Origin of the sequence: Acidithiobacillus sp., from assembly GCF_027322205.1 — a bacterium.
Lineage (GTDB): Bacteria > Pseudomonadota > Gammaproteobacteria > Acidithiobacillales > Acidithiobacillaceae > Acidithiobacillus.
The window spans coordinates 16,676-28,847 of sequence record NZ_DAHVHY010000023.1 but is presented as its reverse complement, the minus strand read 5'-3'; the positions used below and the strand labels follow the sequence as shown (position 1 = coordinate 28,847).

The 12,172-nt window shown below is 59.2% G+C and carries 12 protein-coding genes; 1 reads left to right on the top strand and 11 read right to left on the bottom strand.

Features of this window, described 5'->3' with window-relative positions:
* The 9 genes from M7F93_RS05610 to rpmB form a co-directional block, all read right to left on the bottom strand.
* A partial coding sequence (locus M7F93_RS05610; RefSeq protein ID WP_298170361.1) for an Mrp/NBP35 family ATP-binding protein occupies positions 1-832 on the bottom strand: 832 nt, incomplete at its 3' end.
* Between the two features lie 14 nt (positions 833-846).
* Positions 847-1,161, bottom strand: coding sequence for an antibiotic biosynthesis monooxygenase family protein (locus M7F93_RS05605; RefSeq protein WP_291522461.1), 315 nt, complete (start codon positions 1,159-1,161; stop codon positions 847-849).
* Between the two features lie 29 nt (positions 1,162-1,190).
* Positions 1,191-2,021: a 4-hydroxy-tetrahydrodipicolinate reductase gene (gene dapB / locus M7F93_RS05600; protein ID WP_298170357.1), complete on the bottom strand. Its 831-nt coding sequence runs from the start codon at positions 2,019-2,021 to the stop codon at positions 1,191-1,193.
* Complete coding sequence (gene dnaJ / locus M7F93_RS05595) at positions 2,021-3,157, bottom strand: molecular chaperone DnaJ (RefSeq protein ID WP_298170354.1); 1,137 nt, start codon at positions 3,155-3,157, stop codon at positions 2,021-2,023. Before dnaJ ends, dapB begins: the two co-directional genes overlap by 1 nt.
* A gap of 66 nt (positions 3,158-3,223) precedes the next feature.
* On the bottom strand, positions 3,224-5,128 hold the full coding sequence (gene dnaK / locus M7F93_RS05590) for a molecular chaperone DnaK (RefSeq protein ID WP_298170351.1): 1,905 nt from the start codon (positions 5,126-5,128) through the stop codon (positions 3,224-3,226).
* A 45-nt stretch (positions 5,129-5,173) separates the two neighbouring features.
* Positions 5,174-5,701, bottom strand: coding sequence for a nucleotide exchange factor GrpE (gene grpE / locus M7F93_RS05585; RefSeq protein ID WP_298170348.1), 528 nt, complete (start codon positions 5,699-5,701; stop codon positions 5,174-5,176).
* A gap of 75 nt (positions 5,702-5,776) precedes the next feature.
* Complete coding sequence (hrcA, locus tag M7F93_RS05580; protein WP_298170345.1) at positions 5,777-6,796, bottom strand: heat-inducible transcriptional repressor HrcA; 1,020 nt, start codon at positions 6,794-6,796, stop codon at positions 5,777-5,779.
* A gap of 243 nt (positions 6,797-7,039) precedes the next feature.
* On the bottom strand, positions 7,040-7,195 hold the full coding sequence (gene rpmG, locus M7F93_RS05575; protein WP_113526044.1) for a 50S ribosomal protein L33: 156 nt from the start codon (positions 7,193-7,195) through the stop codon (positions 7,040-7,042).
* Positions 7,196-7,205: 10 nt separating this feature from the next.
* The gene (gene rpmB / locus M7F93_RS05570; protein WP_009567983.1) at positions 7,206-7,442 is read right to left on the bottom strand and encodes a 50S ribosomal protein L28; all 237 of its coding nucleotides are present in this window, start codon (positions 7,440-7,442) and stop codon (positions 7,206-7,208) included.
* 110 nt (positions 7,443-7,552) lie between these two features.
* On the opposite strand from rpmB, the gene metG reads away from it, so the two are divergent.
* Positions 7,553-9,589, top strand: coding sequence for a methionine--tRNA ligase (gene metG / locus M7F93_RS05565; RefSeq protein ID WP_298170336.1), 2,037 nt, complete (start codon positions 7,553-7,555; stop codon positions 9,587-9,589).
* Here metG and M7F93_RS05560 read toward each other — a convergent pair.
* Both M7F93_RS05560 and fumC read right to left on the bottom strand, forming a co-directional pair.
* Positions 9,582-10,700, bottom strand: a complete 1,119-nt coding sequence (locus M7F93_RS05560; protein ID WP_298170333.1) for a 3-deoxy-7-phosphoheptulonate synthase — start codon at positions 10,698-10,700, stop codon at positions 9,582-9,584. The genes metG and M7F93_RS05560 overlap by 8 nt on opposite strands.
* Before the next feature lie 90 nt (positions 10,701-10,790).
* Positions 10,791-12,170, bottom strand: coding sequence for a class II fumarate hydratase (gene fumC, locus M7F93_RS05555; protein WP_298170328.1), 1,380 nt, complete (start codon positions 12,168-12,170; stop codon positions 10,791-10,793).
* Between the last annotated feature and the right edge of the window lie 2 nt (positions 12,171-12,172).

Genomic DNA, 12,172 nt, shown 5'->3' with positions numbered 1-12,172 from the left:
TATCGTCCTCATTGCCGCACTTCGGGCAGATATAAAAACTCATATTCTCGATGATACCAAGAATAGGCACACCCACTTTCTCAAACATCTTCAGACCCTTACGGGCGTCCAGCAAGGCAATGTCCTGTGGCGTCGTGACGATCACCGCCCCGGAGACCGGCACCTTCTGCGCCAGGGTGAGCTGGGTATCGCCGGTACCCGGCGGCAGATCCACCACCAGATAATCCAGCTCGCCCCAGCGGGTGTCGGAGAGCAACTGCTCCAGCGCCTGCATGACCATGGGGCCGCGCCAGACCATGGGCGTTTCGTCGTCGATGAGAAATCCGATGGACATCGCCTTGATGCCGTGTCCTTCCATGGGCTCCATCTTTTTGCCATCTTTACTGGTCGGTTTGCCGGAAATGCCCAGCATGCGCGGCTGACTGGGTCCGTAGATGTCGGCGTCCAGCATGCCCACCTTGGCGCCTTCTTTGGTCAGCGCCAGCGCCAGATTGACGGCGGTGGTGGATTTACCGACCCCACCCTTGCCGGAGGCAACGGCAATGATGTTTTTGATGCCTTCCATCAGCTTGACGCCGCGCTGCACCTGATGCGAAAGAATACGGTGCCCGACAGTGACCTGCGCGCTGATGCCATGATCATTCTGGATTTGCCGGGCCACCTCCTCGCTCAAACTGATGGCCACTCCCATGCTGGGGTAAGGCAATTCCAGTTTGACGGTGGAGCCATCGACCCCCTTGAGGACCCCTGCTGCTGCCAGATCTTTGCCCAGATAAGGGTCCTGCACCGCGCGCAGTGACTGCTCGACCTGTTCCCGCGTCAATCCTGTCATGACCTTCCCCGTTCTCAGCGCGATACTTCAGAACTGATGATCACCTCGTGGCGCTCAATACCACCGCCCTCGCCAAAAGCTTCTTTGGGCAACGGATTGGTATGCGCGGTCTTGAAGTCGGCACTTTTCATCCATGCCTCGAAGGCCGCCTGATCGACCCAATGGGTCAGCACCACATACAGACCGTCATCGTTCACCGGACGCAGGATCTCCATACGCACGAAGCCCGGCTGCTTGTCCACCTCGCCCGCCCGGCGCCGGAAGCGCTCCTCAAACTCTGCACGATACTCCGCCTTGACGGGAACCCGGTTCGCTACGACGTATTGCATGATGATGCTCCTCGTATATCAGATGGTGTTCATTGTAGGGCAGGCAAATCCTTCAGGCCAAGAACATCCTGCATATCATACAGGCCCGGTGCCCTGCCCCGCAGCCAACTGGCGGCCCGCAAGGCACCCTCCGCAAAATTGAGACGGCTGGACGCACGATGGGTCAGCTCCAGCCGCTCTCCGGTCCCCGCCATCCACACCGTATGTTCACCGACCACGTCCGCGCCACGCAGCGTCGCAAAGCCGATACTGCCGGCCACCCGGGGGCCGGGAATGGCATTGCGATCCAGACACTGGATATCGTCCAGGTGCTGGCCACGCCCCACCGCCACCGCCCGTCCCAGAGCCAGCGCGGTACCGGAAGGTGCATCCATCTTGTGACGATGGTGGGCCTCCACAATCTCCACATCATAGCCCTCGCCGAGGGCTGCTGTGATGGCGGGCAAAAAGGCCAGCAACACGTTGACACCGACACTCATATTCGGTGCCAGCACCAGCGGAATATGCCGGCTGGCGTTTTCCAGCTCCGCGCGCTGCGTCACGGAAAACCCCGTCGTGCCCACCACGACGGGTTTCGCTGCCGCCACACAGGCCGCGACATGCGCCAGAGCGGCCTCTACCGGACCAAATTCAATCAGCACGTCCAGATCCGCCAGGGCGCCCGCGAGATTCGCAGTAACCGGAAGGCCCAAGGCGTGAACGCCCGCCAAACGGCCGGCGTCCTCCCCCAGATAATCAGCCCCGCAGCGCCCTATGGCTGCTGCCAATTGCAGCTCAGGATGAGCGACAATGGCCCGCACCAAGGCCCGCCCCATGCGGCCCGCCACCGCCGTAACACCGACGCGCCACACCCTGACCATCAGAGGCCCATCCGGTCAAAAAAGTCTTTGGCCTTGTTCCACCAGCTTTCCTGCTGGGGATGCTGGGCATTATCGCCGCCTTCCTGGGCGAACTCCTCCAGCAATTCTTTTTGCCGAGGGGAGAGGTGCACCGGCACCTCCACCTGGATCTGGCAATGCAGATCGCCATTGAGCTTGCTGCGCACCCCCTTGATACCCTTGCCACGCAGGCGGAACACCGCACCCGACTGCGTACCCGGAGCAATTTGCACTTTAGCGCGACCGGTCAGCGTCGGCACTTCCAGCTCACCACCCATGGCCATGGTCGTAAATTTGACGGGTACCGCACAGTGCAAATCATCACCATCCCGTTCAAAAAGCATATGCGGCAGGACCCGCACCTGAATATACAGGTCTCCCGACGCTGCCCCTCGTTCACCCGCTTCGCCTTCACCACTCAGACGAATACGATCTCCCGTATCCACTCCGGCGGGCACCTTCACCTGCAAATCCCGATTTTTGCGCACCCGGCCATGACCATGACAGTTCGTGCATGGATCTTTGATGGTTTTGCCGCTGCCATTACACTGTGGACAGGGGCGCGTAACGGAGAAGAAGCCCTGCACCATCCGCACCTGTCCGCGCCCCCCGCAGGTCTTACAATCTTCGACGGCACTGCCCGGCTTGGCACCGCTACCATGACACACTTCGCAGGCGGCCGAACTGGGAATCTGAATGGTGACTTCCTTACCGAGCGCGGCTTCTTCCAGCGTCAATTCGAGTTCATAGCGCAGATCAGCACCCCGTCCCGAATCCTGGCCGCGCGAACCACCGCCAAAGGCCTGCTCGAAGAGATCACTAAAGACATCGCCGAAACCAGCACCACCACCGCTGAAGCCCCCAAAGCCAGCGCCCGGCCGACCGCCTCCACTATTTACTCCGGCGTGACCAAAGCGGTCGTAAGCCTGCCGCTTCTGCGGATCGGAGAGCACTTCATAGGCTTCGCTGATTTCCTTGAAGCGATCCTCAGCGCTGGCATCATCCGGATTGCGGTCCGGGTGATAGCGCATCGCCAGACGCCGGTAAGATTTCTTGATCTCGCCGTCATCCGCGCTGCGGGTAATTTCTAATATTTCGTAGTAATCCCGTGTAGCCATCTTCTTTCCTGAAGCAGGCAAAGGGACAGGGTAACAGACCCTGCCCCCTCGCAACCGGTGGTGATTTTATTTCTTGTCGACTTCTTCGAACTCAGCATCCACCACATCGTCCGGCTTGGCGTGGCCCGGTGCATCAGCACCGGGTTCTGCCTGCGCCTGACTGGCGGCGGCACTCTGCAACAAAGCCGACATGGCAGCCATCAGGGTAGCTACCGCACCCTTGATGGCTTCCACATCCTCTCCCTTTGCCGCTTCTTCCACCGCCGTGATGGCTCCTGTCACCTTGGTTTTGTCGTGCTCAGGGGCCGTGGCATGTTCCTCCACCGCCTTACGCGCGCCGTGCATGCTGGCGTCGGCCTCGTTGCGTGCTTCAATCAACGCACGCGCCTTCTTGTCATCCGCCGCATGGGCCTCAGCCTCCTGAATCATCCGCTTGATTTCTTCCTCGGACAGACCGGAACCTGCGGTGATTTTGATAGACTGCTCCTTGCCAGTCTGGTTGTCCTTGGCCGACACATGGAGAATACCGTTGGCGTCGATATCGAAGGTCACCTCGATCTGGGGCATGCCGCGTGGGGCATTGGCAATATCGGCCAGATCAAAACGCGCCAGCGACTTGTTATCCCGCGCCAACTCGCGCTCACCCTGCAACACATGCACCGTCACCGCCGACTGATTATCTTCCGCCGTCGAGAAAATCTGCGACTTGCGGGTCGGGATGGTGGTGTTCTTCTCGATCAGCTTGGTCATCACGCCGCCCAAGGTCTCAATACCAAGAGACAATGGTGTCACGTCCATCAGCAACACGTCTTTCTTGTCACCGGACAACACGGCGCCCTGAATGGCTGCACCGATAGCCACCGCCTCATCCGGATTCACATCCTTACGCGGATCCTGGCCGAAAAAGGCTTTGACCTTCTCCTGCACTTTCGGCATCCGGCTCTGGCCACCCACCAGAATCACATCGGTGATCTGGCTGGTGGCCAGATTGGCGTCCTTCATGGCCACCCGGCACGGCGCCATGCTACGGTCGATAATGTCTTCCACCAGCGATTCCAGCTTGGCGCGAGTCAGCTTCATGTTCAGATGCTTCGGCCCGCTCTGGTCCGCCGTGATAAAGGGCAGGTTGACGTCGGTCTGCTGTGCGGAAGACAGCTCGATTTTCGCCTTCTCGGCGGCTTCCTTCAGGCGCTGCATGGCCAGACGATCGCCGCGCAGATCGATACCCGATTCCGCCTTAAAGGAATCGGCTAGGTAATTGATGATCCGGTTATCAAAATCGCCGCCACCGAGAAAGGTGTCGCCATTGGTGGAGAGCACTTCAAACTGATGCTCACCCTCCATCTCGGCAATCTCGATGATGGAGATGTCGAAGGTGCCGCCACCCAGGTCATACACCGAAATTTTGCTGTCACCGGGCTTTTTGTCCTCGCCAAAAGCCAGCGCCGCCGCAGTCGGCTCATTGATGATGCGTTTGACCTCCAGACCGGCGATACGGCCAGCATCCTTGGTCGCCTGACGCTGCGCATCGTTGAAGTAGGCGGGCACGGTGATGACCGCCTCGCTGACCTTTTCGCCAAGATAATCTTCGGCCGTCTTCTTCATCTTCTGCAGGATGAAAGCAGAAATCTGCTGCGCGGAATACTTCTTGTCGCGCACTTCCACCCAGGCATCGCCGTTGTCGGCCTTGATGACTTTGTAGGGCACATGCTTGAGGTCCTTCTGTACCTCGGCATCGTCAAATTTGCGGCCGATCAGACGCTTGACCTCATAAACGGTATTTTCCGGATTGGTGACGGCCTGACGCTTGGCCGCTTCACCGACCAGCACTTCACCCTCTTCCGTGATAGCGACGATCGACGGCGTGGTGCGCTTGCCTTCGCTGTTCTCAATTACCTTGACCTTATCGCCTTCCATCACAGCGACGCAGGAGTTGGTGGTTCCCAAATCGATTCCTATTACTTTAGCCATTTCATCATCTCCTGAATATGCAAAATCTGTCTGGTGTGCGTTGTGCTATTCCGCCGTTTTAGGTGCTTTGGAAACGGAAACCATGGATGGTCGCAACAAGCGGTCATGCATTAAATACCCTTTCTGGTGCACCGCCAGAATCCGGTTTGCGTCCCCTTCCGTTTCCACCATGGCAATTGCCTGATGCAGGTGTGGGTCAAAACGCCCTTCGCCCACTTCTATGGGGGCGATGCCCGCTTTTCCCAAGGCCTGCGCAAACAGCGTCAACGTATTTTCTAAACCCTGCCGCAATTGCGCAATGCCCTCGGCACCCTCCACCGGACTGGCCAGCGCCAGTTCCAGACTGTCAATCACCGGCAGCAACTCGCGGGCAAAACGATCCACGGCATAATTGCGGGCGTCCTCTATCTGCTTTTCATGGCGCTTGCGCAGATTCTCGGTATCCGCCAAGGCACGCAAATAATCGTTGCGGTAGTCTTCCGCTTTCTCTTCCCAGTTCACCACTTCTGCACTGGCAGATTCTGCTTCAGTTTCAGTGGACGGCGATTCCTGCTGCTGCTCTTCTTCATTCATGTGCGATCAACCCCTGAAAGTTTGAGTCCAAGACGATATGGGGAAAGGGTCGGCGTATTTCAAGACCCGGCGGCATCAGGATTGCGACAGAGCACGACCAAGCAATTGCGCTGTGCCATCGACCAGCGGAATAATCTGCTGGTAGGGCATCCGCATCGGTCCGATCACCCCCAGCACTCCCACCACCTCCCCATCGACGCTGTAGGGCGCCGATACCACGCTGCAATCGCTGAGCGGTGCGTAGCCCGACTCCTCACCGATAAAAAGACGCACTTCACTACCGCGCATACTCTCATCCAGCAAATGCACCAGATCGCGCTTCTGCCGCACCGCGGCCAGGAGTTCGCGCAGGCGTTCGCTCCCCGCCAGCTCCGGCAGATCCAGCCATTGGAATTCACCCTCGATGAGCATGCGCTGCTGATCTTCCTCCAGCATTTCTTCACCCAACTCCATGGCGCTGCGCAGAATGCGGTCCATTTCATGACGGGATTGCTGCAGGTCCCGCTGCAAATTATGGATGACATCCTGCAGTGGTCGACCGCCATAGGTGGCATTGAAGAAATTGGCTGCCTGCGCCAGTTCTGCCGTACCGAAGGGATGCTCCGTGCGGATCAGACGATTCTCCACGTCCCCCTTGTCGGTGACGAAGATGGCCAACACCTCACGCTCGCGCAGGGCGATAAAGTCCACATGCCGCAAAATGCGTGTTGCCCGCCGCGGCACCCGCACAAAGCCCGCCATGTGCGTCAGTTCAGAGAGAATGCCCGTGGCGGCGTGCAGCACCTGCTCCACATCCGGAGCGCGAAAACCGATGCGATGAATGAGCAGGCGGTTGGATTCCGCCGACAACGGCACCACCCGCAGCAGTGCATCGACAAAAAAACGATAGCCGACATGGGTGGGAATGCGCCCGGCAGAAGTGTGGGGGGAGATCAGGTAGCCCTCGTCCTCCAGATCCGCCATGACATTACGCACGGTAGCAGGACTGATGTTGAGGCCGGCATCACGGGCCAACTGGCGACTGCCGACCGGCACGCCTTTGGCGATATGCTGCTCGATGAGGGATTTGAGCAGGTGACGGGCGCGTTCATCCATGGCCGTCTACAATCCCGGCCAAAATGCGCAAGGCACGCAGAGCGGCTCACCTCGTACGACGGGCGAGGACAGCGGCTGCATGGCGCAGATAAAGGGATAAAACATGGCGGGAGAAATCATCCTTGGCACTCAACCATCATGAGTGCTAGTAATTTAGCAAAAAATGATGGCGGAGCAAAGGAATAGTCTGGCCCCTCCCGAAGATTCAGGGCAGACCACCGGGAGGCAGACCGAAAAAGGGTGTTACTTGATCTTGTCTTCCCGGTACATCACATGCTTCCGGACCTTGGGATCGAATTTCTTCATTTCCAGCTTATCGGGCTTGGTCTTCTTGTTCTTGGTGGTGGTGTAGAAATGACCGGTACCGGCCGTGGAAACGAGCTTGATCTTGTCACGCATGATTCAATCCTCAGATCTTTTCGCCGGCGGCGCGCAGGTCAGCCAGAACGACGTCAATCCCTTTCTTGTCAATGGTACGGATACCCTTGGTGCTCACCCGCATACGCACCCAACGGTTCTCGCTCTCCACCCAGAAACGGTGGTACTGCAAATTGGGCAGAAAACGGCGGCGGGTCTTGTTGTGGGCGTGGGACACATTATTCCCCGCCATGGGCTTCTTGCCCGTCACCTTGCATACTCTGGACATCGGTTAATCTCCCTGAAAAAAGGCGCTCTTTATACCACAGATGAAAACAGCCTGCCAGTGGGCGGCGCGGCATTGCCTGCAAGGCTCATCCCCTGTAATTTATCCGCACTATGAAAAGACGCATACTAATCACCAGCGCCCTCCCTTATGCCAATGGGTCCATCCACCTCGGGCATCTCGTAGAGTACACCCAAACGGACATCTGGGCCCGCTACCAGCGCCTGCGGGGCCACGACTGCGTCTATGTCTGCGCCGATGATGCGCACGGCACCGCCATCATGCTGCGTGCCCAGAGTGAGGGCATCACCCCCGAAGCGCTCATCGACAGGATGCATGGCGAACACCTGCACGATTTCACCGACTTCGGTATCCGGTTCGATCTCTATTACAGCACGCACTCTCCGGAAAATGTCGAAATTTCCCAAGGCATATACAACGCCCTGCGGGCTGGTGATCACATCAATGTTCGAGAAATTGCTCAAGCTTACGATCCGGCAGCGGGCATCTTCCTGGCAGACCGCCTTATTCGCGGGATTTGTCCGCGCTGTGGCGCAGCCGATCAGTACGGAGACAGTTGCGAGGTCTGTGGCGCAACCTACAGCCCTACTGACCTCATCAACCCCGTTTCGGCCGTCTCCGGCGCGACACCCGAGCATCGCCGCTCTGAACATTACTATTTTCAGCTCGGTGATTTCAGCGACTTCCTCCACAAGTGGATTCACAGCGGCACACTGCAAGAAGAAGTCGCCCGCAAGCTGGATGAATGGTTCAGCATTGGACTCAGTGACTGGGACATCAGCCGCGATGCCCCCTACTTTGGCATCCCCATCCCCGATGCCCCCGGCAAGTTCTTTTATGTCTGGCTGGACGCACTTCCAGGTTACATAGCCGCTACTAAACATTGGTGCACAACCCATAACCGGAATTGGGCGGATTACTGGGGTCCGGAATCCACCGCCGAAGTCTACCACTTCATCGGCAAAGACATCATTTACTTCCACGGTCTGTTCTGGCCAGCCATGCTCAAGGGTTCCGGACACCGCCTGCCAACGCGCATTTTTGCCCATGGCATGTTGACGGTGAACGGCGCCAAAATGAGCAAATCACGCGGCACGTCCATCACCTCCAGGCAATATCTCCAGCATCTCAATCCCGAGTTCCTGCGCTATTACATTGCCACCAAGCTCAATAGTCATGTGGAAGATATCGACCTCAATCTCGAAGACTTCCTGCTCAAGGGCAATGGCGACCTGGTCGGCAAGGTGGTCAATCTGGCCTCCCGCGCGGCGGGTTTCATCCACCGCAGCTTTGCGGGCCGACTGGCCGCTTCCCTGGGCAATGATCAGGCTTTTTACGATGGGCTGCTGCAGACCCAGGAGGCCATCGGTGAGGCCTACGCCGGGCGGGAGTATGGCAAGGCCATGCGTGACATCATGGCGCTGGCGGATCAGATCAATGCTTATGTGGACCAGAATGCACCCTGGACTTTGGCCAAAGACCCGACCCAACGCGAGGCGCTGCACCGTGTCGCTAGCGTCACCCTGAACGGCTTCCGGGTGCTGATCACCCTGCTCAGCCCCGTGCTGCCGGAGCTATCGCGCAAATCGCTGGAGTTCCTGCAATGCGAATTGGACTGGGCGGGCCTGACCAAGCCGCTTCTCAATCACCAGATCCAGCCCTACACCCATCTTTTACAACGTATGGAAAAAACCCAGGTGGACGCCTTGATCCAGAATCCTGCAGAAAGCCCCGCAACAGCCCCAAGCATGGCGGCGGCCCCAGTGCCCACGCCCACACCTGCTGAAACCAAGGAAGAAAACCCCTTTATCAGCATGGACGACTTCAGCAAGGTGGATTTGCGCATTGCGCGGATTATTGCCGCGGACAGCGTGGAAGGAGCGGACAAGCTACTGCACCTCACCCTGGATATTGGCGAGGGCACCCGCTCGGTCTTTGCCGGCATCAAGAGCGCTTACGATCCTACCAGCCTGGTCGGCAGGCTGACCGTGATGGTCGCCAATCTGGCGCCCAGAAAGATGCGTTTCGGCCTGTCCGAGGGCATGGTGCTTGCCGCCAGCGGGCCGGAGGGCGGACCCTTTCTACTCTCTCCTGATAGCGGGGCGCAGCCGGGCATGCGGGTTAAATAGGGGTCTGCGCGGTCGCCAGCAACTTGCGTTCTTCATAGGTTTCCCGGGCCAGACGCACATCTTCCAGGAACCACGGGAGCTCTTTCAGCAGCAGCGCCTGCGGGCCATCCACCAGCGCCGTCGCCGGGTCAGGGTGGAAGTCCACCAGAATCATGTTGGCACCGGCCACCACGCCCTGTGCGGTCACATGGAAGACATCCATGATGCCATCCGGCCCCGCATCGCGGCTGCCCACGGAGTGGGACGGATCAATGCAGACGGGCATCCGGGTCAGCCGCTTCACGACCGGAACCTGGGCGAAATCCACGAAGTTGCGGTGCGGATCACCCAGATTCGTCTTCATGCCGCGCAGTCCGAAGACCACCTTGGTATTCCCCTCTGAGGCCAGGTACTCGGCGGCATTGAGGGATTCTTCTAGGGTAATGCCGAAACCGCGCTTGAGCAGCACGGGGAGTTCCTGCTGCCGCCCCACCGCCTTCAGCAACTCGAAGTTCTGGGTATTGCGGGTGCCGATCTGCAGCATGACGCCAGTCGGATGGCCGGTCATTTCCAGCGCCTCACGGATCTCATCCATATGCGACTCGTGGAGGATCTCCATGGCGATGACGCGCATACCGTACTTGCCCGCCAGTTCAAAAACCCAGGGCAGACAGGCCTTACCGTGCCCCTGAAAGGCATAGGGGCTGGTACGGGGTTTGTAGGCACCCATGCGGGTGCAGACCTGGCCGTTTTCCTGCAGGGCACGCAGCATCTGCTCGACGTGCTCCGGGGTATCCACGGCGCAGAGCCCGGCAAACACGTTGAGATTATCCTGGCTGAAACGCACCCCGTTGTAATCAAAACCATGGGTACGCTGATCGCCGGTATGGCGGCCCAGCAGCCGATATTCCCGGGATACGCGAATGGCCCGCTCGACACCGGGCAGGGCTTCCATATCTTCTATCCGCAACGGCTTGGTGTTACCGATCAGGTAGATTTCGCTGAGCACCTGCTCCGCACCCTGTTCTTGATGAACCCGAAAGTGAATACCGGAGAAGCCGCGCAGATGGGTCAGCAGTTGCTGGAAGATCGGCGATTGTTCGCCGAGGTCGGCCTGCAGGATCAAAATCATGAATTGCCCCTTTCGCGTATGCCAAAAACTGCGGAGGAGCATAACATGGCGCCGCCCCCGCCTCTACGGAGCCACGCGCATTTTACCGCGCTATGACCCCAACATGCGTTCCGGCCGCACGTATCTATCGAATTCTTCGGCGGAGAGATAGCCGAGATGGAGCACCGCCTCACGCAGGGTACAGCCCTCACGGTGGGCATGCTGGGCGGCGGCGGCGGCGCGCTCGTAGCCGATGACCGGCGTCAGGGCCGTGACCAGCATGAGGGATTCTTCCATATTCCGCCGTAGCCGACTTTCTGCAGGTTGGAGATCGCGCAGACAATGGTCGGTGAAAGACCTCGCCGCATCTCCCAGCAGCCGGATAGATTGCAGAATATTATGCGCCATCATTGGCTTGTACACATTCAGCTCAAAATTACCCTGGGAGGCGGCAAAGGCGATGGCCGCATCATTGCCATAAATCTGCACGCAGACCATGGTCAGGGCCTCGGCCTGAGTGGGGTTCACCTTGCCGGGCATGATGGATGAGCCGGGTTCGTTTTCCGGGAGATGCAGCTCGCCCAGACCGGCCCGCGGGCCGGAAGCCATCCAGCGGATGTCGTTGGCAATCTTTATCAGGGACATGGCCAGACCACGCAGCGCCGCACTCAATTGCTGCAAGGCTTCATGTCCCGCCAGGGCGGCAAACGCATTGGCCGCAGGGCGGAAAGGCAGACCCAGCTCCGCATGCAAACGCGCACACACGGCGTCGGCAAAATCCGGGTGGCAGTTGAGACCGGTGCCGACGGCTGTCCCGCCCAGCGCCAGGGCATAAAGACCGGGCAGGGTCTGCTCCAGTGCGTGTAGGCCTTGCCGCAGTTGGGCCACATAGCCGGAGAATTCCTGCCCCAGAGTGAGCGGCACCGCATCCATCAGATGGGTGCGCCCGACCTTGATGAGGTGAGCGAAACTCCCCGCCTTACGCCCCAGTTCTCCCTCCAGGTGCGCCAATGCCGGCAAGAGTCCCTGATGCACCGCCAAAGCCGCCGCAATATGCATGGCCGACGGAAAAGCGTCGTTGGAGGACTGCCCCAGATTGACGTGATCGTTGGGGTGTACCGGCGTCTTACCGCCCCGGGGCTGCCCCGCCATTTCATTGGCCCGGTTGGCAATCACCTCATTGACGTTCATGTTGCTCTGGGTGCCGCTGCCCGTCTGCCAGACCCGCAGGGGAAACTGCATATCCCAGCGCCCGGCAATGACTTCCGCCGCCGCATCATTGATCTTTTCGGCCAGCACCGCATCCAGCAGGCCCAGCCCGGCGTTCACCGAGGCTGCCGCCCGCTTGATTCGCGCCAGGGCGTGAATAACCGGCAGGGGCATCTGCTCCGTACCGATGGCGAAATAGCGCAAGGAGCGCTGGGTCTGGGCGCCCCAGAGGGCGGCATCTTCCACCTCGATAACGCCCATGCTGTCCTTTTCCTGACGCATAC